This window comes from Qipengyuania nanhaisediminis (genome assembly GCF_900115585.1).
Taxonomy (GTDB): Bacteria; Pseudomonadota; Alphaproteobacteria; order Sphingomonadales; family Sphingomonadaceae; genus Qipengyuania; species Qipengyuania nanhaisediminis.
This window is the reverse complement of sequence record NZ_FOWZ01000002.1, coordinates 113,888-134,441: the sequence shown is the minus strand read 5'-3', so window position 1 is coordinate 134,441 and position 20,554 is coordinate 113,888. Positions and strand designations below refer to the sequence as shown.

24 protein-coding genes and 1 tRNA gene are annotated in these 20,554 nt (G+C 62.4%); 16 read left to right on the top strand and 9 right to left on the bottom strand.

Features of this window, described 5'->3' with window-relative positions:
• Positions 1–78 precede the first annotated feature (78 nt).
• The 3 genes from BM173_RS06325 (at position 79) to BM173_RS06315 (ending at position 3,095) form a co-directional block, all read left to right on the top strand.
• Positions 79–510 (top strand): hypothetical protein, encoded by a 432-nt coding sequence (locus BM173_RS06325; protein WP_090478931.1) that lies wholly within the window; start codon positions 79–81, stop codon positions 508–510.
• Positions 511–584: 74 nt separating this feature from the next.
• The gene (locus BM173_RS06320) at positions 585–2,651 is read left to right on the top strand and encodes an acetyl-CoA carboxylase biotin carboxylase subunit (protein ID WP_090478929.1); all 2,067 of its coding nucleotides are present in this window, start codon (positions 585–587) and stop codon (positions 2,649–2,651) included.
• 183 nt (positions 2,652–2,834) lie between these two features.
• Positions 2,835–3,095, top strand: a complete 261-nt coding sequence (locus tag BM173_RS06315) for a hypothetical protein (RefSeq protein ID WP_090478926.1) — start codon at positions 2,835–2,837, stop codon at positions 3,093–3,095.
• Positions 3,096–3,101: 6 nt separating this feature from the next.
• Here BM173_RS06315 and BM173_RS06310 read toward each other — a convergent pair whose 3' ends face one another.
• Genes BM173_RS06310 through BM173_RS06295 form a run of 4 tightly spaced genes read right to left on the bottom strand, consistent with a single transcriptional unit; the run spans position 3,102 to position 6,015 of the window.
• Positions 3,102–3,563 (bottom strand): GNAT family N-acetyltransferase, encoded by a 462-nt coding sequence (locus BM173_RS06310; protein WP_090478923.1) that lies wholly within the window; start codon positions 3,561–3,563, stop codon positions 3,102–3,104.
• Between the two features lies 1 nt (position 3,564).
• Positions 3,565–4,335, bottom strand: coding sequence for a cyclase family protein (locus BM173_RS06305; RefSeq protein WP_090480186.1), 771 nt, complete (start codon positions 4,333–4,335; stop codon positions 3,565–3,567).
• A gap of 10 nt (positions 4,336–4,345) precedes the next feature.
• Positions 4,346–5,455 (bottom strand): 3-dehydroquinate synthase, encoded by a 1,110-nt coding sequence (gene aroB / locus BM173_RS06300; RefSeq protein ID WP_090478920.1) that lies wholly within the window; start codon positions 5,453–5,455, stop codon positions 4,346–4,348.
• Positions 5,446–6,015, bottom strand: a complete 570-nt coding sequence (locus tag BM173_RS06295; protein WP_177201828.1) for a shikimate kinase — start codon at positions 6,013–6,015, stop codon at positions 5,446–5,448. The genes aroB and BM173_RS06295 overlap by 10 nt, the downstream gene beginning before the upstream one ends.
• A gap of 76 nt (positions 6,016–6,091) precedes the next feature.
• Here BM173_RS06295 and BM173_RS14850 point away from each other — a divergent pair, with 76 nt between their 5' ends.
• The 5 genes from BM173_RS14850 to BM173_RS06275 all read left to right on the top strand — a co-directional run bounded on the left by BM173_RS14850 (position 6,092) and on the right by BM173_RS06275 (position 11,463).
• A complete protein-coding gene (locus BM173_RS14850; RefSeq protein WP_281247525.1) occupies positions 6,092–6,226 on the top strand; it encodes a hypothetical protein in 135 nt (44 codons plus the stop codon).
• Entirely contained in the window at positions 6,223–8,043 is a 1,821-nt protein-coding gene (locus BM173_RS06290) for a hypothetical protein (RefSeq protein ID WP_090478915.1), read from the top strand. Before BM173_RS14850 ends, BM173_RS06290 begins: the two co-directional genes overlap by 4 nt.
• Positions 8,044–8,050: 7 nt before the next feature.
• The gene (locus BM173_RS06285) at positions 8,051–8,929 is read left to right on the top strand and encodes a tyrosine recombinase (protein WP_090478912.1); all 879 of its coding nucleotides are present in this window, start codon (positions 8,051–8,053) and stop codon (positions 8,927–8,929) included.
• 10 nt (positions 8,930–8,939) lie between these two features.
• Positions 8,940–9,884 carry an acetyl-CoA carboxylase carboxyltransferase subunit alpha gene (locus BM173_RS06280; RefSeq protein WP_090478909.1) on the top strand — a complete coding sequence of 315 codons (945 nt, stop codon included), beginning with the start codon at positions 8,940–8,942 and terminating at the stop codon, positions 9,882–9,884.
• A 112-nt stretch (positions 9,885–9,996) separates the two neighbouring features.
• The gene (locus tag BM173_RS06275) at positions 9,997–11,463 is read left to right on the top strand and encodes a M48 family metalloprotease (protein WP_090478907.1); all 1,467 of its coding nucleotides are present in this window, start codon (positions 9,997–9,999) and stop codon (positions 11,461–11,463) included.
• A gap of 84 nt (positions 11,464–11,547) precedes the next feature.
• On the opposite strand, the gene BM173_RS06270 is transcribed toward BM173_RS06275, so the two are convergent.
• Positions 11,548–11,739: a Flp family type IVb pilin gene (locus BM173_RS06270; protein WP_090478904.1), complete on the bottom strand. Its 192-nt coding sequence runs from the start codon at positions 11,737–11,739 to the stop codon at positions 11,548–11,550.
• A gap of 123 nt (positions 11,740–11,862) precedes the next feature.
• Complete coding sequence (locus tag BM173_RS06265) at positions 11,863–12,042, bottom strand: Flp family type IVb pilin (RefSeq protein ID WP_090478901.1); 180 nt, start codon at positions 12,040–12,042, stop codon at positions 11,863–11,865.
• A gap of 86 nt (positions 12,043–12,128) precedes the next feature.
• On the opposite strand from BM173_RS06265, the gene BM173_RS06260 reads away from it, so the two are divergent.
• Positions 12,129–12,551, top strand: coding sequence for a (deoxy)nucleoside triphosphate pyrophosphohydrolase (locus BM173_RS06260; RefSeq protein WP_090478898.1), 423 nt, complete (start codon positions 12,129–12,131; stop codon positions 12,549–12,551).
• Positions 12,552–12,595: 44 nt separating this feature from the next.
• Positions 12,596–12,672, top strand: a tRNA-Arg gene (locus BM173_RS06255).
• A 184-nt stretch (positions 12,673–12,856) separates the two neighbouring features.
• Here BM173_RS06255 and BM173_RS06250 read toward each other — a convergent pair.
• Positions 12,857–13,222 (bottom strand): metallopeptidase family protein, encoded by a 366-nt coding sequence (locus tag BM173_RS06250; RefSeq protein WP_245755799.1) that lies wholly within the window; start codon positions 13,220–13,222, stop codon positions 12,857–12,859.
• A gap of 132 nt (positions 13,223–13,354) precedes the next feature.
• Here BM173_RS06250 and BM173_RS06245 point away from each other — a divergent pair, with 132 nt between their 5' ends.
• The 4 genes from BM173_RS06245 to BM173_RS06230 all read left to right on the top strand — a co-directional run bounded on the left by BM173_RS06245 (position 13,355) and on the right by BM173_RS06230 (position 17,393).
• Complete coding sequence (locus BM173_RS06245) at positions 13,355–13,846, top strand: hemerythrin domain-containing protein (protein ID WP_090478892.1); 492 nt, start codon at positions 13,355–13,357, stop codon at positions 13,844–13,846.
• Between the two features lies 1 nt (position 13,847).
• A complete protein-coding gene (locus BM173_RS06240; protein WP_090478889.1) occupies positions 13,848–15,398 on the top strand; it encodes a phospholipase D-like domain-containing protein in 1,551 nt (516 codons plus the stop codon).
• Entirely contained in the window at positions 15,395–16,006 is a 612-nt protein-coding gene (gene folE, locus BM173_RS06235; protein ID WP_090478885.1) for a GTP cyclohydrolase I FolE, read from the top strand. The genes BM173_RS06240 and folE overlap by 4 nt, the downstream gene beginning before the upstream one ends.
• Before the next feature lie 148 nt (positions 16,007–16,154).
• On the top strand, positions 16,155–17,393 hold the full coding sequence (locus BM173_RS06230; protein ID WP_177201827.1) for an alpha/beta fold hydrolase: 1,239 nt from the start codon (positions 16,155–16,157) through the stop codon (positions 17,391–17,393).
• Positions 17,394–17,481: 88 nt separating this feature from the next.
• Here BM173_RS06230 and BM173_RS06225 read toward each other — a convergent pair whose 3' ends face one another.
• Together BM173_RS06225 and BM173_RS06220 are read right to left on the bottom strand one after the other, a co-directional pair.
• Positions 17,482–17,742 (bottom strand): hypothetical protein, encoded by a 261-nt coding sequence (locus BM173_RS06225; RefSeq protein ID WP_090478879.1) that lies wholly within the window; start codon positions 17,740–17,742, stop codon positions 17,482–17,484.
• 79 nt (positions 17,743–17,821) lie between these two features.
• Positions 17,822–18,301 carry a peroxiredoxin gene (locus BM173_RS06220; RefSeq protein WP_090478877.1) on the bottom strand — a complete coding sequence of 160 codons (480 nt, stop codon included), beginning with the start codon at positions 18,299–18,301 and terminating at the stop codon, positions 17,822–17,824.
• A 177-nt stretch (positions 18,302–18,478) separates the two neighbouring features.
• Here BM173_RS06220 and BM173_RS06215 point away from each other — a divergent pair, with 177 nt between their 5' ends.
• Complete coding sequence (locus BM173_RS06215; protein ID WP_090478874.1) at positions 18,479–18,937, top strand: S-adenosyl-L-homocysteine hydrolase; 459 nt, start codon at positions 18,479–18,481, stop codon at positions 18,935–18,937.
• Positions 18,938–19,047: 110 nt separating this feature from the next.
• The gene (gene ahcY, locus BM173_RS06210; RefSeq protein WP_090478871.1) at positions 19,048–20,490 is read left to right on the top strand and encodes an adenosylhomocysteinase; all 1,443 of its coding nucleotides are present in this window, start codon (positions 19,048–19,050) and stop codon (positions 20,488–20,490) included.
• The last annotated feature ends 64 nt before the right edge of the window (positions 20,491–20,554 follow it).

The following is a 20,554-nucleotide window of genomic DNA, read 5'->3' as shown; positions in this document are numbered from 1 at the left end:
CGCCGCGCTGGGGGACAACAGCATATAACCGAACGGATCGCTTCTTAGGGTCGTATTCCTGACTAGGGGGAAGACTGCATGAAGAAGCTTATCTTGACCGCCGCCGCCATTGGCCTCGCCATCCCGGCAACACCCGCCTTTGCGGACGATCACACGCCCGAACTTTCCAAGGTCGACTGGTATCGCGTCAACATGATCAAGTGGAAGCCCGGCAAGGGCGAGCGTGCCCACGAAATCATCGAGATGTTCGCAAAGGTCGATGCGGCACTGGGCTATAACGACGTGATCGATTTCCACATGCAAACCGGCGATTACGACAGCATCGTCGCCTTGCCGATGCGTGGCGGGATCGCCCAGTTGGGCTGGGCCGAAAATCCGGAAGGCAAGAAGTGGGAAGCCGAATTCGTGCGCCAGGTCGGCGGCGAGGCCAAGGCCAAGGCGCTGTGGGAGGAATTCGACTCCCTGATCCTGCGCCAGGACCGCCAGATCGGTCATATCGACCGGGATTGAGGCACTTGCCTTGATACGGGGCCTCCGCTGCGGCATGGACTGCTCACGCTAGTTCGCCTGCATCGGAGGCCCGTTTGTTTTCCAAGATCCTGATCGCCAACCGCGGTGAAATTGCCTGCCGCGTCATCAAGACCGCCAAGCGCATGGGTATCGCCACTGTCGCGGTCTATTCCGATGCCGATGCGCGCGCGCCTTTCGTGCGCATGGCGGACGAGGCCGTTCATATCGGTCCGGCGCCAGCGGCGGAAAGCTACCTGATCGCGGACAGGATCATCGCCGCTTGCAAGCAGACGGGCGCAGAGGCGGTGCATCCGGGCTATGGCTTCCTGTCCGAACGCGCCAGCTTCGTGGAGGCGCTGGCGAAGGAAAACATCACTTTCATCGGCCCGCCGACCGGCGCGATCGCGGCGATGGGCGACAAGATCGAATCGAAGAAGCTCGCACGCGAAGCGGGGGTGAACGTCGTCCCCGGCTTCGTCGGTGAAATACGCGACACAGAGCACGCGGTCGAGATCAGCAATGACATCGGCTATCCGGTGATGATGAAGGCCAGCGCGGGCGGCGGCGGCAAGGGCATGCGCCTCGCCTGGTCCGAAAAGGATGTGCGCGAAGGTTTCGAGGCGACCAAGCGTGAAGGTTTGAACTCCTTCGGCGACGACCGGGTCTTCATCGAGAAATTCATCGAGAACCCGCGCCATATCGAAATCCAGATCCTGGGCGATAAGCACGGCAACATCATTTATCTGAACGAGCGCGAATGCTCGATCCAGCGGCGGCACCAGAAGGTCGTCGAGGAAGCGCCGTCGCCCTTCGTCACACCCAAGATGCGCAAGGCCATGGGCGAGCAATGCGTCGCATTGGCGCGGGCGGTGGACTATCATAGCGCAGGCACCGTGGAATTGATCGTTTCCGGCGCCGACAAGACGGGGGAGAGCTTCTACTTCCTCGAAATGAACACCCGACTGCAGGTGGAACATCCTGTAACGGAAGCGATCACCGGTGTAGACCTTGTAGAGCAAATGATACGGGTCGCAGCCGGCGAGAAGCTCGAGATCACGCAGGACGATGTAAAGATCGACGGTTGGGCGATCGAGAACCGCGTCTATGCGGAAGATCCCTATCGCGGCTTCCTCCCGTCCACCGGTCGTCTCGTGCACTACCAGCCTCCGGTCGAGCCCTGGGTGGACGATGGCGCCGAGAACGGGCGACGGGGCGTCGATGGCGTCCGCGTGGACGATGGCGTCTTCGAAGGCGGCGAGGTGTCGATGTTCTACGACCCGATGATCGCCAAGCTCGTAACCTGGGGCGAGACCCGCGACGAGGCGGCGGACCTTCAGGTGCAGGCGCTCGATGCATTCCGGATCGAGGGGCTGGGGCACAATATCGATTTCCTCAGCGCGATCATGCAGCACCCGCGGTTCCGCTCGGGCGAGCTGACCACCGGCTTCATCGCGGAGGAATATCCCGAAGGCTTCGAGGGCGCGCCTGCTTCCCACGAACTCAAGCGCGTTCTGGCTGCGGTGGGCGGCGTGATCGCCACTGCCGATGCCGACCGTGCGCGGCGGATCGACCAGCAGTTGAACGGCGACGAATACGCGCCGGGTGACTGGACCATCCGGATCGGGACGCGCGAAGAAGGCTCCTCCACCCACGAAGTGCGCCTGGAAGAGAACGCGCTCACGGTCGACGGTGAGCAGGTCACGATCGAGATGCAGTACACACCGGGCCAGCGCATGATCGACGTGGCCCTGTTCGACAACAACGCCGACGAAGACGCCGAGCCGCTTGAAACCTACACTTTCCAGCTGGCTCCGTCGCGTACCGGCTATGCGATCACGACGCGCGGGGCGACGCATCACCTGCGCATCCTCCAGACGCGGATCGCGCATCTGGCCGGTCACATGATCGAAAAGGAACCGCCGGATCTTTCCAAGATGCTGATCTGCCCGATGCCGGGCCTGCTGGTGAAACTGCATGTGGCAGAGGGCGAGGAAGTCCAGCCCGGACAGCCGCTCGCCACGGTCGAGGCGATGAAGATGGAAAACATCCTGCGCGCCGAAAAGCAGGCCGTCGTGGGCAAGATCAACGCCGGAGAGGGCGACAGCCTCGCGGTGGACGAGGTCATTCTCGAACTCGAATAGAAAAGTCGCGCGCGCTTTCTGGTAAAGTATCGCGTTTAGATTATTGCCCGTTTTGCGCCGATCCTTGCGAAATGCAGGGGTCGGCGTGAAATCGTGGTTAAGGGACTTTTACCGAATCGAACTTGTGGAGATACTGTGGGCCTTCGGTTCGCTTCTGACGCAACACACTCAGGAGTAGTAAGCATGGCACATAGGGGCACTGGATTTTTCGATACCAGGGGGAATTACCACAAGACCCCCGAGGATGCGACGATCGCCGATCTCGCAGGAATCCTCGGCAAGATCGGCGATGGCGACAGCCTCGCACCGGGCATCGCGCAGATGCTCTTGCAACGCAGGACCGAGATCGAGCGGCTGTTCGGCGAACACGATGCGATGATGGCGGATTACGAGCCTGTGGGGGCAGGCGCGAAGGTCACACGGCTGGAGCCGCGCGCAAGCTGATCCCGACTAGGCAGTAAGGTCCAGATGGTAGCACTGGTTGTGCGGCCCGTTGACGTATTCCGAAAAGGCATCGCCCCGCTCGAAGCCGCGCTTCGTGTACAGCTTGATAGCCGGTTGGAACGCCTCCGCCGTACCCGTCTCAAGACTTAGCCGGTCGAAGCCCTCCTGCGCAGCCATGGCGATGAGAGCCTCGAGGATAGCGCTCGCGGCACCCTTACCCAGATGGTCGGGATGGGTTCGCATGGACTTCAGTTCCGCCTGGCCTTCCGGCAATCGCTTCAATGCGCCGATTGCGATCAGGCTCTGCTCCTCCCAGGCCCCCACGATCGTGATCCCGGCCTTCTCCAGTCCCGACACATCGAGAGCGAAGTCGGTACCCGGAGGAGAGGCGCGATACATTTCCCGCTGGTGATAGGCGGCAAGGTCACGAACGCCGGGATCCGCGATGTCGGCAATCGCAATGTGCATGCTATTCTTCCACCATCGCTACGGCCCTGATCCATCCCGCACTGGCGCGTTCGATCTTCACCGGAAAACAGCTGAACATGAAGCCATGGTCGGGCAGGCTTTGAAGGTTGGTCAGCTTTTCGATCTGGTAATAGGGGCGAATGCGGCCTGCCTTGTGGCCTTCCCAGATGATCGAAGGATCGCGGGTCTTAGCCCAGCGCTTCGCGGTGTGGCTGAAGGGGGCATCCCAGCTCCACGCATCGGTGCCGACGACTTCCACGCCGCGCTCCGTCAGCCATAGAGTCGCTTCCGCGCCGAGGCCCACGCCCTGGTCGGTGAAGTTCTCCGTGCCGTAGACTGCGCCCGACTGGACAAGGACAATGTCGAGCGGTTGCAGGTCGTAGCCTATCTTCGCCAGCGCCTCTTCCACTTCCGCCGCCCTGACGACATGGCCATGCGGCAGGTGACTGAAATCGAGCTTCACGCCGGGGCGATAGAACCGGTCGAGCGGGGCCTCGTCAATGCTGGGGGCGGGACTGGCGCCATCGTGTGTCGTCGAATGATAATGCCAGGGCGCATCCATGTGCGTGCCGTTGTGCGTCGACAGCTCCAGCATCTCGACCGCCCAGCCTTCGCCGTCCGGCAGGTCGTATTTTGCGAGGCCGGGAAAGAACATGGCGATCTGCTCCCACGTGCTTTCGTGGGTCATGTACTGGATCTTTGGGCGCATCACGTCGGGGTCGGACACGACCTCGTTGGTGATCGGGATGGAAAGGTCGATAAAGCGCGTCATGCGCGCCACGTTAGTGCGCCTGAAGCTGCTCGTCGAGGAAGAGCGCAACGTCGTCCAGCGCCACGTCCTTCGCGAGATATGCCGCACCGATGCCGCGCAGCAGGATGAAGGGCAGGGTGCCTGCATCCATCTTCTTGTCGTGCAGCATATGGTCGGCCAGCGCACGCCCGTCGCAGGTCAGGCCAAGCGCGGAAATTTCCGATGGAAGGCCGGCGGCATCGACCGCGCGGGTCACGCGCTCCGCTTCCTCGATACCGATCTCGCCGCGCCGTGCGGAATAGCGGGCTGCAAGCACCATGCCGAGGGCAACGCCTTCGCCATGCAGCAGGCGGTCGGAAAAGCCTGTCTCCGCCTCCAGCGCATGGCCGAAGGTATGGCCGAGGTTGAGCAGCGCACGCGCACCGGACGTCTCGCGCTCGTCCTCAGCGACGATGCGCGCCTTCGCCGCAACGCTGCTCGCGACGGCGTGTTCGAGCGCTTCGTTCTCTCGTGCCACCACTTTCGAGCCGTTTTCCTCGAGCCAGGCGAAGAAATCCGCATCGCCTAGCACGCCGTATTTCAGCACTTCCGCATAGCCCGCGCGCATCTCGCGGTCGGCCAGGGTGTCGAGCGCCGACAGGTCGGCCAACACCAGCGAGGGCTGGTGGAAGGCTCCGATGAGGTTCTTGCCTGCCGATGTGTTAATTGCGGTCTTGCCGCCCACCGAACTGTCCACCTGCGCCAAGAGCGTGGTCGGCAATTGGACGAAGCCGCAGCCGCGTTTGAGGATTGCGCAGGCAAATCCGGTCAAATCGCCAACCACGCCGCCGCCAAGCGCCAGCACATGGTCGCCGCGCTCGACGCCTTCGGCCAGCAGCCAGTCGGTGAGCCGCGCCAGGCTTTCCCAGCTTTTAGAGCTTTCGCCGGGTGCGACGTCGTACCAGCGCGGTTCCTTGTCCGCCGCGCGCAGGGACGCCTCGACTTCTGCGCCCCAGTGTCGGCGCGCATTGGCATCGGCCACGATCGGCACGGACTGTTTGCGCAGGAAGGGGGCAGCCTCTTCGGCAACACGCGCGAGCAAATCGCGCGCGACCCGCACCTCGTAGGTTCGTCCGGCAAGTTCGACGTCTATCACTGCCATGCCGCAAGCTCCTCGATGATGCGCTCGACTGCAAGCTCATGCGGCCCATCGCCCGTCACGACGTGTATTTGCGCCTGCGCATAGACGGGACTGCGCTGTTCCTTTAGGTCGCGCAGGATGGCGTGCGGGTCGCTGGTCTTCAGCAAGGGGCGCGTATTCTTGCGCGAAGTCCGCTCGACCAGGGTTTCGATGTCGCAATCGAGCCAGATCGCCAGCCCCTGATCAAGGACGAGAGCGCGGGTTTCGGGATCGACGAAGGCGCCGCCACCGGTGGCGATCACGCCGTGCCCTTCCTCCATCAACCGCGCAATCACGCGGCGTTCGCCGTCGCGGAAATAGGCTTCGCCGTGGGCTTCGAAGATTTCCGCCACCGTGCGGTCGGCGGCGCGCTCTATTTCCTCGTCTGCGTCAACGAAATCGCGATCGAGCGCCGAGGCGAGGCGGCGACCGATACTTGTCTTGCCAACGCCCATCAGTCCGACCAGCACGAGCGGGCGTGTAATCCTGCGCGCCTGCCGCAGAGGATCGGACATATCGTGGGGTGTATGCGCGTTGCTCATTGCCGCTCGGCCTATAGATGGGCTAGGGCGCGGGCAACCCACACGAATATTGATCGAGGATACGAAAATCTTGGCCGTGAAACGCTCGCGTATGATCCTGATCGCTGCGCTCGCCGTGCTGGCGGTGCTGGTCGTGGCTTGGATCGACGGCGGGGAAGAACCGCTGCGCCCGATTTCCGAATCTGTCGACCTGCCAGGAGCAGCAGGATGAAGCGCGGCTATTGGCTGGCCGGTGCGGCCCTCGTGATTTCATCGAGCGTCGTGGTTGCGCAGCGCACGCCGGAGAGCATTCTGCCCGGCGCAGCCAATACGCCTGCCCCGGCCGCCACTCCGGCTCCTGCCACGCCTGCGCCTGCGGAAAGCCCGTCGACTTCGGGCGAAGTCGTGCAGCCCCTGCCGAGCGCGCCCGCGCCCGTCGACACATCCGGCGTGAGCCTGAGCGACATTCCGTCGGTCGAGGAACTGGAGGCGATGAGCGCGGCGGAACTGGACGAAGCTCTGGGCCTTCGACCGCGTTACGATATTCCGCCTGCCGCGCGCCGGGCCACCAGCGAAATCGGAATTATTGCGCCGACCGAGGGCGGCTTGCCGACCGGCTCGCTCGCGCGCCAACCCGCGTCCATCGTCCGTGCTGCCCTGGGCGGTGTCCAAGGGCCGATGGTTTCGCGCTGGGGTCACATCCTGATGCGCCGCGCGCTCGCCAGCCGCCTCGATGCGCCGCAGGGGATGGGTCCGGTCGAATTCGCCACGCTGCGTGCGCGCGCGCTGAACAGCATGGGCGAGTATGCTGTCGCCCGCGCTTTGGTGCAGGATATCGACACGGCGAATTACTCGCCTGCGCTGACCCGCGCCGCGATCGACGCCTATGTCGGGACGAGCGATATCGTGGGGGCGTGCCCGGCCATCCGGCTGGGCAAAGCCTCCGACGAAACACCGCATCGCGAGATGCTGGAGGGTATCTGCGCAGCATTTGCCGGCGAGACCCAGCGGGCGCAGAACGACTTGCGCCGCCTGCTGTCGCGTACCGAGGAAGACGCCCGGCTCGACGTCCTGCTGGCCCAGCGCTACGCCGGTGCTGCAGGCGACGGACGCCGCGCGGTGACCATCGAATGGGAAGGGTCGGGCGATCTGACCCCCTGGCGCTTTTCCATGGCGAATGCGCTGGGCGAACCGGTTCCGGAAAACCTTACCGACGATCTCGATAATTCGATGCTGATTTCCAGCGCTCTGACGCCGGCGCTATCCCCGGGCCAACGCATACGCGGCGCCGATGTGGCAGCGGCTTCGGGCGTTCTTTCAGCGCGTGCCATCGTCGATCTCTATTCGCTGCTCTATGCTGAGCGGGAGCAGGCAGGCGAGGATCCTGCGCTGCCGGTAGCCTCGCGCCTGCGCTCTGCCTATGTCGATCCTTTGCCCGCTGAACGCATTAGTGCCATCCGCGACGTGTGGGGCGGGGCAGACAACCAGTACGGTCGTTACGTCCTGACCGCCTATGCCGCCGCGCGCGTGACGCCGAGCGCGGATTTCGCAGACGATTCTGGAGACCTCATTGCCTCGATGCTGACCGCAGGGCTCGACCGGGACGCGATGCGATGGGCCAATGCTGTCGAGGAGGGCAGTCTCGGCTGGGCGCTGCTGGCGCTAGCCAATCCGCAGGGCGGCACCGTAACTGACGGCCAGCTCGACACCTTTTTCGACGACGACGAATCCGCTCGCAGCCGCAAATCGCGTATGTTTCTCGCCGGTCTCGCCGGATTGGGGCGTGTCGGGCAGGACGAGATCAACGAATATTCCGACCGGCTCGAAATGAACTTCACCGCGCCCACACGATGGACCCGGATGATCGACAAGGCTGCCGAAGTGAACAACGGTGCCCTGGTAGCCTATCTTGCCGGGCTGGGCATGCAGGGCACGAGCTGGGACCAGATGACCGCGCGCCACCTCTACCACATCGTTTCCGCACTCAATGCCGTGGGCATGGAAGCAGAGGCCAGGATGATCGCCGCGGAGGCGGTCGCGCGGGCCTGATCGGTCCATGAGCGCAATCGAGGATTTCCTTGCCATGCTGGCCGCGGAACGCGGTGCGGCCCAGAACACCTTAGCTGCCTACGGACGCGACCTTGCGCAGGCAGAGGAGATCGTCGGCGGCGACCTTGCCTCCGCCAGCAAGGCACAATTGTCGAAGCTCGGGCAGGGCTGGTCGTCGCTCGCCGCGTCGACGATGGCTCGCAAGATTTCCGCGCTGCGCCAGTTCTACGGCTTCCTGATGGACGAGGGCATGCGCGAGGACGATCCGACCCATGCCCTGCCGCGGCCCGCCACACGACGCCCCTTGCCGAAGATCCTGACACACCAGCAGGTGGAAGCGCTCTTCGCCCGCGCCGAGGACGAGGCGGCAAGCGAGCGGCCCGAGGCGGTCCGGATGCTGGTCATGCTCGAATTGCTCTATGGTTCGGGCTTGCGCGCGACCGAACTCGTCTCTCTGCCCCTTTCCGCCGTGCCCCGCGACGAACCTTTCCTTACTGTGACCGGGAAGGGCGGCCAGACCCGGCTGGTACCGATCAGCCGCCGTGCCAAGAAAGCGCTATCGCGCTGGCTTGCGCTCCGACCGGGCGGATCGACCTTCCTGTTCCCCTCGCGCGCCGGACATATCTCGCGCGTGCGCCTGTTCCAGATGCTGAAGGAACTGGCCGTGCGCGCCGACCTGCCGCCGGAAAAGCTCAGCCCCCACGTGCTGCGCCACGCCTTTGCGACCCACTTGCTGGAGGGCGGGGCGGACCTGCGCGCGCTGCAGACCCTGCTCGGCCATGCGGATATCGCGACGACGCAAATCTATACCCATGTCGATGCGGCCCGGTTGGTAAAGCTGGTCAACGAGCGGCATCCTCTTGCCCGCCCGCGCGCGAGCGACTAGCGGGGTGGCGATGGTTTCCTATCTTGAATTCGAAAAGCCCGTTGCCGAACTCGAAACGCGCATTGCGGAACTGCGCAGCGCTGCCGAGGGCGACGAGGTCGATATCACGAACGAGCTCCAGCGCCTTGAACTCAAGAGCGCGGACTTGCTGGCTTCCACCTATGCCTCGCTTACTCCGTGGCAGAAAACGCAGGTCGCGCGGCATCCTTCGCGACCGCATTTCCGCGATTACGTCGAATATGCGTTCGAGGAATTCGTGCCGCTTGGCGGTGACCGCGCCTATGGCGAAGACGAAGCGATCATGGGCGGATTTGCCAAGCTGAATGGTCGCAAGATCGTGCTGATCGGCCATGAAAAGGGCAATGATACCGCCAGCCGCATCCGTCACAATTTCGGCATGGGCAAGCCCGAAGGCTATCGCAAGGCGATCCGGCTTATGGAACTTGCCGGCCGGTTCGACCTGCCGGTCGTCACCCTTGTCGACACTTCCGGCGCGTTTCCGGGCGTCGAGGCGGAAGAGCGCGGCCAGGCAGAAGCGATCGCGCGTTCCACCGAAGCCTGCCTCGCATTGCCGGTGCCAATGGTCGCCAGCATCGTGGGCGAGGGCGGTTCGGGCGGCGCAGTGGCGCTGGCCAGTGCCGAACGCGTGCTGATGCTCGAACATGCGGTCTATTCGGTGATTTCGCCCGAAGGCTGTGCATCCATCCTGTGGCGCACGGCAGAAAAGGCGCCCGATGCGGCTGAGGCCATGAAGGTGACGGCGCAGAACCTGAAGGAACTGGGCGTGATCGACCGCATCGTGGCCGAACCTGTGGGCGGCGCACACCGCGATCCGCGTGCAGCGGCGCACAGCCTAGCGGAAGCGATCGGCGAGGAACTCGACAAGCTGTCGATCCACTCTGCGGAAGAGCTCAAGCGTATGCGCGAGGAGCGTTTCCTGCAGATTGCAGGCTGACCGACCTGAATTTCGTGGTGCGGGAACAAACAGCCGCATCCCCCTGTTCTCCCTAGCGTAAACAACCGGCCGGCGGCGGTGGGACCCGCTTGGCCAGACGAAGGGGAACCCAATGTCCGTCATGAAGACACTCGCCGCATCCACCGCCACCATGGCGCTGGCCCTTACGGGCTGCGCCAGCATTCCAGACGCATCCGCGCCGATTTCGCAGGGCGAAGCGCAGCAAGGCGCAGAGGCGCATCCGCAGCTTCTGGCCGAATTCGGCGGAGCGATGACCGGTCCGCAGGCCCAATATGTGGAAATGGTCGGCCAGAACATCGCCGTCCAGTCGGGCCTTGCCAATGCGCGCGGCAGCTTCACCGTTTCGCTGCTGAACAGCCCGGTCAACAACGCTTTCGCGATCCCCGGTGGCTACGTCTACACGACGCGCCAGCTCGTATCGCTGATGAACAACGAAGCCGAACTGGCGGGCGTGCTCGGTCACGAAGTCGGCCACGTCGCGGCTCGCCACTCGCAGCGCCGCAAGCAGGCCGCACAGCGCAACTCGATTCTCGGAGTGCTCGGCGCGATCGCCAGCCAGGCACTGCTTGGCGGCACCGGACTGGGGCAGCAGCTCGGCCAGCTTTCTCTGCAGGGCTCGCAATTGCTGACCCTCAAGTTCTCGCGCAGCCAGGAACTGGAAGCCGACCGCCTCGGTATCCAGTATCTCAACCAGGCAGGATACGACACGCGTGCCATGGCGACCGTCCTCTCCAGCCTCGCGGCGCAGAACTCGCTCGATGCGCAGTTGATGGGACGCGATAACGCCCGCCTTCCGGAATGGGCATCGACCCACCCCGATCCTGCCAGCCGCGTACAGACCGCTCTGAACTATGCGCAGGAAGTCGGCGGAACCGGCCGCGTGACGAATCGCGACACCTTCCTCACCCGCATCGACGGCATCCTTTATGGTGACGATCCGGAACAGGGCGTCGTCGAAGGGCGCCAGTTTATCCACCCGGACCTGCGCCTGGCGTTCACCGCGCCGCAGGGTTTCTACATGGTCAACGGCACGCGCGCCGTCACCATCAGCGGGCAGAGCGGCAAGGCGCAATTCTCGCTTGGGCCGTATAATGGCAATCTGCAGAGCTACGTTACCAGCGTATTTGGTGCGCTGAGCGACCAGCAGCAGGTTCGCCCCGCCAGCATCCAGACCACCACCGTCAACGGATTGCCTGCCGCCTACGGCACTGCGCGGGTCAATTCGGGCAACCAGAACCTGGATGTCACGGTGTTCGCGTATGAGTTCTCGAACGACCGCGCCTATCACTTCCTGGCGCTGACCCCGGCGGGCCAGTCCGGCACCTTCAATTCGATGTTCTCGTCGATGCGCCGGATTACCGCGCAGCAGGCCGCCAATGTCATTCCCCGTCATGTGGATGTCGTGACGGTCGGATCGCGCGATACGGTTGCGACGATGGCAGCGCGCATGGCCTATGACAGCGGACAGGAAGCGCGCTTCCGCGTGCTCAACGGCCTCTCCTCGACCGATCGCCTGCAGGCAGGCCAGAAGGTAAAGATCGTGGTGCGGGGCCGCTAAGCCCCTCATCGCTTTTACCGCGGACAACGAAAAAGGCGGCGAGGTTTCCCTCGCCGCCTTCTTTTTTCGTTACCGAAGGGTCTATTAGACGCCGTTCGGAGCGTTGCCGTTTGCCACTCCCAATTCGGTATCGACCGCATTATAAGTGGTCGCAATTTCGCCACCGAGGTTCTGCATGGCGGTAATTGCAGCGACAGCGATAAGTGCAGCGATCAGGCCGTACTCGATAGCGGTTGCACCTTCTTCGTTACGGCGCAGCGATTTGATGAATTTCATGTGTAGTCTCCTGGTTCAGTCTTCGTTACCCGGCTCTCGCCCCTGTTGAAGCTTGAGCAATTCTCGTTCTGACTCCGACAAGTTGACAAATTGCTAATCAACCGGCCGACTTTTCACTCCCGTTCAGATTCCTATGGCGGCCGAAATCGTCGCGGCCACCCTGTTCCACATATCGATGGTGGTCTGCCCGAAGGAGCTGACCGCACCGATCATGGAGAGGAAGATCAGAGCGAGAATCAGCCCGTACTCAACAGCGGTGGCACCTTCGGTGTCGCGTCCCAGTTTTTTGAGAAATTCGACCACTTGTGTTGCCCCCAAAGTCAATTCGTAGCTGACATCGTCGAACTACTCGGTCAGGCGTTAAGAAAAGGTTTCGCGAAGGATCAGTTTTGGAAAATAATCCGACATGGCGCTGCGTGGTCGCCCTTGCGCTGGGTGACGGGGAGGGCCGCTGGCTGATGCACAAACGCCCCGTTCACAAGCATCACGGCGGGCTGTGGGAGTTCCCCGGCGGCAAGGTCGAGCAGGGTGAAACGCCCGCCTGCGCCTTGGTTCGCGAGGTGAAGGAGGAATTAGGGATAGATGTCCGCGACGAGGATCTCTCGCCCTGTTGCTTTGCGCAGGAGAGTTCAGAAAACAGCGAGCGCCCGATTGTCATACTTCTTTACACCTGCACCCGTTGGGCCGGGAAACCCGCTGCACTGGAAGGTGGCGCGGTGGAGTGGGTGAGGGGCCGGGACATCGATAAACTGGCCAAGCCGCCGCTGGATATCGAGCTTGCTGCACATTTGCTCGCCAAAATGCCCGATTAGGTGTTGCCAAGGCCGCATCGCCTGCCTATGTGCCGCCCTCCAACGCGCCAGTAGCTCAGCTGGATAGAGTACCTGACTACGAATCAGGCGGTCGGAGGTTCGAATCCTTCCTGGCGCGCCAAACAAGCCCATGACCCTTCCGGGGTCGTGGGCTTTTTTGGTTGGTCGGTATGAATGTTCGAACCGTTCGGAGTCGAAGCCGCGCAGCGGCGCAGACGGCCAGAGCCGCGAAGCGGCGGCGGCCAATCCTTCCTGGCGCGCCAAACAAGCCCATGACCCTTCCGGGGTCGTGGGCTTTTTTGGTTCTAGGGCTGATCTTGGTCCGCGCGGTCTTCCAGAGCGTGCATGTCTTCATCGCTGAAGCCGAAGTGGTGGCCGGCTTCATGGATGACGACGTGGCGCACCAAGTCGTCCATCCGCACGCCCGTTTCCCTCCATTCCGCGATCAACGGCTTACGGAACAACCAGATGCGTGCCGGCATACGTCCGCTGGCCCAGATCGAGCGGTCGGGCAGCGATTCGCCTTCGTAGAGGCCGGTAAGGTGCCATTTGCTCTCGATCTCGACGGCGGCGAGCTGTTCCTCGGTGGCGAAGTCCTCCACCCGCAGGACGATTTCTTCCATCAGCACGCGGAAGTGATCGGGCAGCGATGCGCGTACGGCTTCTGCCATCTGTTGCATCTGCTCCTGTGTGGGTCCCGATCGATCGTGAAGCATCCGTCCTATATGAGTCGCCACCTATCATCGTGCAAGGACGGAACCCGCTGCGCCTTCGCCTGTTCAAACAGCAAAGGAGAAACACGCATGGCCGATGCCACCGAAATTTTCGATCGCCTGAAAGAAGACCACGATCGCCACCGCGAGCTGATCGACAAGCTGCTGGAGACGAGCGGGGACAGCCAGGAACGCGAAGAACTGTTCACCGAGCTTACCAAGGAACTGAAGAGCCACGCAGCCGCCGAAGAGCAGGCGCTCTATTCCACCATGCTGCGCAAGCCGCCGACCACGGATGAGACCCGTCACTCGGTTGCCGAGCATCACGAAATCGACGAGATGCTTAACGACCTCGCCGCCACCGACATGTCCGAAGGCGGCTGGCTGACCAAGTTCAAGACCTTCGCCCACGATTACCGCCACCATATCGACGAGGAAGAGGAAGACCACTTCCCCGACTTCGCCAATTATCTGGACAAGGAAGACGAACAGCATATGCGCGAGGTCTTCGATCGCCGTAAGAAGGAAGAGAAGGCGGAAGCCGAAGTGACGCCCGAGAAGAAAGAGGACGCCAAGGAGTAAGATGGCCAAGGGGGCGGAGGGGCAACCCGCAGATCCGAAACAGGTGACCCGGCTCGACGAAGGCGTCGAGCCGGGTGTCTGGCGTTATGCCAAGGTCGACCGTGCGCGGGTGATCATCGATGCGGCGGACTATTTCGCCGCGATGCAGGAAGCGATGATGAATGCGAAGCATCGCATTTTCCTCATCGGCTGGGATTTCGATACCCGCATCCACCTGGGCGAGGGACGCCGCTGGTGGCAGCGGCCCTTCAGGGACAAGTATCCCGCGCGTCTGGGCAGTTTCTTCTCCTGGCTCATCAATCGTGAGAAATCGCTGGAGATCCGCATCCTGAAGTGGAGCTTCGGGGTTTTCAAGTTCGTCCTGCGCGGCTCCATGTGGTGGGACCTCGTTCGCTGGGCGCGCCACCGGCGGATCGATTTCAAGTTCGATAGCGCCCACCCGACCGGCTGCAGCCACCACCAGAAGATTGGCATCCTCGACAATTCGCTGGCCGTGTGCGGCGGTATCGACATGACCGTGAAGCGGCTCGACACGCGCGAGCACAAGGAGGACGAGCCGATGCGCCGTACTCCCCGCGGCGAACCCTACGAGCCCTGGCACGATGCCTCGATGATGATGGAAGGCGAGATCGCCGAGGCTCTCAGCGACCTGGGGCGCGATCGCTGGATCAGGGCGGGCGGCACTCCGCTGCTGCCGATCCAGTCCCGCGAGGAAAGCCTGTGGCCCGAAGGGCTGGAGGCGACTTTCGAAAATGTGGAGGTCGGCATCGCCCGCACCCGCGCCGAACATCGCGATTGGTCCGAGGTGAAAGAGATCGAGCATCTCTTCGTCGACCACATCAAGCGCGCCGAAAAATTCATCTACGCCGAAAGCCAGTACTTCGCCTCGCGTGCGGTGTCTGAAGCGATCATCGAGCGCCTGCAGGAAGAAGATCCGCCGGAAATCGTCATCGTCCATCCCGAAAAGGCCGATGGCTGGCTGGAACAGCAGGCAATGGACCATGCGCGCGCCGAAATCGTGCGCTGTATCGAGGAAGTCGATCACAAGCACCGCTTCACGATCTGGTGCCCGTGGTCGGGGGAAACCCCGATCTACGTCCATGCCAAGATGATGATCGTCGACGACAAGATATTCCGCATCGGTTCGGCCAATCTCAACAATCGCTCCATGGGCCTCGACAGCGAATGCGACGTGTTTGTCGATTCGACCCGGTCCGGTAACGAGCACGCCGCCGATCCTATCCGAGCGATCCGCCACTCGCTTCTCGCCGAACATTGCGGCGTGGAAGAGGATGAGGTGCCCGAGATGCTGGCACGCTACGGCTCGATGGCAGCCATGATTGACCACACGGTCACCGAGGGCGGCCGCAATCTGCGCCGCTATCACCCGCCTGACCTCAACGATGCCAAGAAAGCCGTCGCTCAAAGCGGTGTCCTGGATCCCGAAGATCCCGACGATATGTTCGAGCCGTTTGCAAATGGCGGTCTTTTCCGCAAGGGAAGCCGCCTCGAACGGGTTCGCACCAAGATCAAAGGGAAGTGGGGCAAGTGAGCAGCCTTGTAGGTCCAGACGAAGACGATCCGCGCGCCAAGCCGCCGGTACCGGAACACGTGCAGGACGCGATCCGCACCCTGATCGAGTGGACCGGAGACGATCCCACCCGCGAAGGCCTCGTCGACACCCCCGCGCGCGTCGCGCGCGCGTGGAAGGAATACTGTCTCGGCTATACCGAAGACCCTTCCTACCACCTGAGCCGCGTGTTCGAGGAAGTTGGCGGGTATAACGAAATCGTCCTACTCAAGGACATTCCTTTCCAGTCGCATTGCGAGCACCACATGGCCCCGATCATCGGCAAGGCGGCCATCGCCTATCTACCGAACGACCGTGTGGTCGGTATCTCGAAACTCGCCCGCGTGCTCCACGGCTTCGCGCGCCGCCTGCAGGTGCAGGAGCGCCTGACCGCCGAGGTCGCCGATTGCATCTGGGAGCATCTGCAGCCTCAGGGCGTCGCTGTGGTGATCGAAGCCTCGCACAGCTGCATGACCGCCCGCGGCGTGCGCACGCCCGGCGTCGGCATGATCACCAGCCGCATGATGGGCACCTTCCTCGAAGACCAGCGCAGCCGGAAGGAAGTGCTGAGCCTGATGGGGTATGGCTGAGCGTCATAGGCGCGGAAAAACCTGGAGCATCACTTCCTCAGGTGGTTGCGTCTCATCCGCTTAGGTGTATTATCCATGTATGTCACCGAAGCATCTGATCGGATTGAGCCTCTTTGCACTGACAGCATGCGGCAGCTCGCCGACAGAGGTGGCGTCTGCCAGCGCTCAGGCCGCGGCACCCACCTTTTCCCCGGGTCCATGCGAGGTTGGAATTTATGGTGAGCCGAGCGGTCGCTTCGTCGCCATTACGCGGTCTCAAGATGGCTTTCGCTACGCGTTCGAAGATGGCCGGACCGGATCGATCGAGGACGCGGATGAAGTCGTTCGATGCGCAGAAGGCTCCGTCCTCGTCAACGGCGAACACCTCTGGTCCGCCATCCCGATACAGGTGACGAACACCCGCTTCGCCTCCGGTGAGGTAATGCTGGCCGGACAGCTGCTGGAACCTGCCGATGCCGATGGTGACACGCCCCTTATTGCCTATGCGCACGGTTCCGAGCCGACAGGGTGGATAGAGGCCGTCCGCGATCCGTATCAAATGCTCGGGCGGGGCATTTCGGTATTCGTTTTCGACAAACGGGGCACCGGACAGTCGGAAGGACGCTATTCGCAGAACTTCCCGCGTTTGGCCGGAGATCTGGTTGCCGCATCGATGGAGGCCAAGCGCCTGGCGGCGGACCGGTTCGGCCGTTTCGGCCTTGTCGGCCTGAGCCAGGGAGGATGGGTCGCGCCGCTGGCTGCAGAACGGTCGCAAGCCGACTTCATCGCCATCGGCTACGGCCTCGTCGCAGATATTCGCGAAGAAGATGCCAGCCAGGTGCAAAAGGAACTTCGCGACGCCGGCTACGGTAAGGAAGCCCTCGCGATCGCGCAGGAGATCACCGACGTCACGGCGCGGGTGGCGTCCTCGGACTATAAAGAAGGTCTGGACGAGCTGGCGGCGATCCAGCAGCAATATGCATCAGAACCATGGTTCCAGCTCATTCACGGCGGCTACACAGGCGTTTTCCTCAACACGCCCGTAGAACAGCTGAGGGAAGAGGGCGTGCCCCGGTTCAACGACCTCGATATCGATTGGTCGCTAGAGCCGATGAGTGTCCTAAGGGATGTGGAGGTACCCCAACTTTGGGTCCTTGCGGGCGAAGATCGGGAAGCCCCGATCGGCCTCACGCTTGAACGTCTCCAGCGCCTTCGTCGCTCCGGGAGCGATATTGCGATCCGTGTCTTTCCCGAGACCGATCACGGCATGTGGGAGTACGAGCAATCTCCCGATGGAGCGCGCGATTACCTTCGTGTCACGCCGGGATATTACGATCTCATGGCCGACTACATCAAAGGAATGTCCGATCGCGACTACGGGCGCTCCGTTTCGGTTACGGTAGAATGAGGTCGAACCTTCGTTAGCCGGGGAAGGGCCCGTCTCCCCTAACTCCGGTCAAAAATCGCCAACGGTGTGTGCTCGGCCGTGACCGCGTCTATCCGCCGAAGAGCCTCTCGATCAGCCCGCGCTTCTTGCGGATCGGCGCGGTCTCTCCTGCGAGGGTGTAGAGGTAGTTGCCCAGCTGGACCGCTTGTTCCTTGCTCAGGAAATAGCGGTACTCGCGCACATCCTCTTCGCTCTCGACGATCTTGCGCGTGCTTTGCATCTTGAGCGCGATGCGTTCGCCCGCCGGTGACGAGTTCCATCCCAGAAGGATGCCGAAATTCTCGTCGCTGCTGTCTTTCCCCTGCGTCATGCCCCAAAGACTGCGCCCCGCCGTGCCGTGAGGCAAGACGGGGCGCCGCTTTGTCCGCAATCGGGACAAGTGATGCAGATTACATCTGGCCGAGCATGTGCTCTGCGCTGGAAACCGAGAAATCGCCCGGTGCTTCTACGTTGAGCTGTTTCACCACGCCGTCTTCGACCAGCATGGAATAGCGCTGACCGCGCTTGCCCATGCCGAAGCCGGAGCCGTCCATGGTGAGACCGACCGCTTCGGCGAAATCGGCGTTGCCGTCTGCCAACATGGTCACGTCATCCGCGTCGTTGGCACCCTTCCAAGCGCCGAGAACGAAGGCATCGTTGACCGCCGTGCAGGCGATCTCGTCGACGCCCTTGGCTTTCAGGTCGTCGGCTTTTTCGACATAGCCCGGCAGGTGCCGTGCAGAGCAGGTGGGGGTGAAAGCGCCCGGCACCGAAAACAGTGCCACGGTCTTGCCCTTGAAATACTCGCTCGACTGGACCTGCTCGGGTCCATCGGGCGTTGCCTTCACCAGCGTTACATCGGGGAGGCTGTCGCCTACAGCGATTGTCATTTGTTAAAACTCCTGTGTCTTCCCGTCCACACTCACGATGTAGAGAGACGAACCGTGCATGCAAGGGAGTCGAATGGTTAACCTCGGTTTACTGCGCGGGTTTAAATCCCGGTAAATTTTTGCACTCATGGTTTCCATCGCGGGCAACGGGTCGTCCGCGAAGGGAGACCAGGGACTATGAAATATCTGAAGAATTTTGCGCTCGCGGCTTCGGCGGCAGCGTTGCTTTGCGTGCCGACCACTGCCAGCGCCGGGACGGGCGACGAGCAGATCCGCAAGCTGGACATCATGCTGATGGTGACCTCGCTGCGGTGCCGCATGGGAAGCGACGACTTCCAGCACCATTATCGCAAATTCTCTGCCAACCACCTGTCTACGCTCAATGGCGCGGCGCGGCGGATGGAGCAGGGCATGGTGAAGCGCCACGGAAGCAAGGGTGCCAAGCGCAAGCTCGATCAGATCAGCGTCGGCATGGCGAACCAGTACGGGCAGGGACACCCGTGGCTGGGTTGTGCCGAACTGAAGGAGATTACCTCGGACCTTGCAGGCTCCAAGGATCCTGCGGTCCTGGCGCAGGCGGCCGACGAATTGCTCGGACCGCGTCCGCGCAGCGGCGGGCGTTACGCACGACGCTGAGGCCTTTCGGGATACGCGAGGGAGGGCAGCAGAGGGGCGCTGTTGCCCTCCTATAAAGGAAGGGCTAGGGGCGGCGCATCTGTGTGCCGCCCCTTTTCCGTGCGCGGCGCATGAAGCCGGACATATCAAGAAAAGGACCGCCAGTGGCCCAGTTTACAGACTACGTCGTCAAGGACATTTCGCTCGCCGATTACGGCCGCGAGGAAATCCGCATCGCAGAGACCGAAATGCCGGGCCTGATGGCAACGCGCGAGGAATACGGCGCATCGCAGCCGCTCAAGGGCGCGCGCATCACCGGCTCGCTCCACATGACGATCCAGACCGCGGTGCTGATCGAAACGCTGACCGCGCTGGGTGCCGAAGTGCGTTGGGCAACTTGCAATATCTATTCGACGCAGGACCACGCCGCCGCAGCAATGGCCGCCAACAACATTCCCGTATTTGCGGTGAAGGGCGAAAGCCTTGCCGAATATTGGGACTATGTCGGCAATATCTTCGACTGGTCTTCCGATGAAGATCCCGATTGCACGGCCAACCTCATCCTCGACGATGGCGGCGATGCGACCATGTTCGCCCTGTGGGGTGCGCGGATCGAAGCGGGCGAGGAAATGCCCGAGCCGCAGAACGCCGAAGAAATCGAGATGCAGCGTGCCCTCAAGGCGTTCGTCGCGAAGAAGCCGGGCTACCTCACCAAGAGCGTCAAGGCGATCAAGGGCGTCTCGGAAGAAACCACCACCGGCGTCCACCGCCTCTACCACCTTGCCAAGCAGGACAAGCTGCCGTTCCCGGCGATCAACGTAAACGACAGCGTGACCAAGTCGAAGTTCGACAATCTCTACGGCTGCCGCGAATCGCTGGTCGACGCGATCCGCCGCGCCACCGATGTCATGTTGTCGGGGAAGGTCGCCTGCGTTGCCGGTTATGGCGACGTCGGCAAGGGTTCGGCCCAGTCGCTCCGCAACGGCGGTGCGCGCGTGCTCGTGACCGAAATCGATCCGATCTGCGCCCTCCAGGCTGCCATGGAAGGTTATGAAGTGGTGACGATGGAAGACGCGGTGAAACGTGCCGACATCTTCGTCACCACCACCGGCAACGAAGACGTTATCACTGCCGAACACATGAAATCGATGAAGCCGATGAGCATCGTGTGTAACATCGGCCACTTCGATAGCGAGATCCAGATCTCCGCGCTCGACAATTACGAGTGGACTGAACTCAAGCCCGGCACCGACCTGGTGAAGTTCCCCGACGGCAAGGAAATCATCGTGCTGGCCAAGGGCCGCCTGGTGAACCTCGCCTGCGCCACCGGCCACCCCAGCTTCGTGATGAGCTGTTCCTTCACCAACCAGGTGCTGGCGCAGATCGAGCTCTGGGAAAACACCGACGGTTATGAAAACGACGTCTACGTCCTGCCCAAGAAGCTGGACGAGAAGGTCGCCGCGCTCCACCTCGACAAGCTGGGTGTTCAGCTCACCAAGCTGAGCCAGGAGCAGGCGGACTATATCGGCGTGCCGGTCGAAGGTCCGTTCAAGCCGGAACATTATCGCTACTAAGCGGCGATTCCCGCTTTTCGGCGGGTTATTCAATCATGTGAGGCGGCGGGGCATTGCATCCCCG

Bases quoted from the DNA above. Each gene is read 5' to 3' on its own strand.
- BM173_RS06285 (WP_090478912.1), top strand. From the start codon at position 8,051: ATGAGCGCAATCGAGGATTTCCTTGCCATGCTGGCCGCGGAACGCGGT.
- BM173_RS06295 (WP_177201828.1), bottom strand. From the start codon at position 6,015: ATGAGCAACGCGCATACACCCCACGATATGTCCGATCCTCTGCGGCAG.
- BM173_RS06310 (WP_090478923.1), bottom strand. From the start codon at position 3,563: ATGCACATTGCGATTGCCGACATCGCGGATCCCGGCGTTCGTGACCTT.
- BM173_RS06250 (WP_245755799.1), bottom strand. From the start codon at position 13,222: ATGGCAGAAGCCGTACGCGCATCGCTGCCCGATCACTTCCGCGTGCTG.
- BM173_RS06315 (WP_090478926.1), top strand. From the start codon at position 2,835: ATGGCACATAGGGGCACTGGATTTTTCGATACCAGGGGGAATTACCAC.
- ahcY (WP_090478871.1), top strand. From the start codon at position 19,048: ATGAAGCCGGACATATCAAGAAAAGGACCGCCAGTGGCCCAGTTTACA.
- BM173_RS06225 (WP_090478879.1), bottom strand. From the start codon at position 17,742: ATGACGCAGGGGAAAGACAGCAGCGACGAGAATTTCGGCATCCTTCTG.
- BM173_RS06325 (WP_090478931.1), top strand. From the start codon at position 79: ATGAAGAAGCTTATCTTGACCGCCGCCGCCATTGGCCTCGCCATCCCG.
- BM173_RS06245 (WP_090478892.1), top strand. From the start codon at position 13,355: ATGGCCGATGCCACCGAAATTTTCGATCGCCTGAAAGAAGACCACGAT.
- BM173_RS06280 (WP_090478909.1), top strand. From the start codon at position 8,940: ATGGTTTCCTATCTTGAATTCGAAAAGCCCGTTGCCGAACTCGAAACG.
- aroB (WP_090478920.1), bottom strand. From the start codon at position 5,455: ATGGCAGTGATAGACGTCGAACTTGCCGGACGAACCTACGAGGTGCGG.
- BM173_RS06290 (WP_090478915.1), top strand. From the start codon at position 6,223: ATGAAGCGCGGCTATTGGCTGGCCGGTGCGGCCCTCGTGATTTCATCG.
- BM173_RS06275 (WP_090478907.1), top strand. From the start codon at position 9,997: ATGTCCGTCATGAAGACACTCGCCGCATCCACCGCCACCATGGCGCTG.
- BM173_RS06305 (WP_090480186.1), bottom strand. From the start codon at position 4,335: ATGACGCGCTTTATCGACCTTTCCATCCCGATCACCAACGAGGTCGTG.
- BM173_RS06220 (WP_090478877.1), bottom strand. From the start codon at position 18,301: ATGACAATCGCTGTAGGCGACAGCCTCCCCGATGTAACGCTGGTGAAG.
- BM173_RS06240 (WP_090478889.1), top strand. From the start codon at position 13,848: ATGGCCAAGGGGGCGGAGGGGCAACCCGCAGATCCGAAACAGGTGACC.
- BM173_RS06270 (WP_090478904.1), bottom strand. From the start codon at position 11,739: ATGAAATTCATCAAATCGCTGCGCCGTAACGAAGAAGGTGCAACCGCT.
- BM173_RS06215 (WP_090478874.1), top strand. From the start codon at position 18,479: ATGAAATATCTGAAGAATTTTGCGCTCGCGGCTTCGGCGGCAGCGTTG.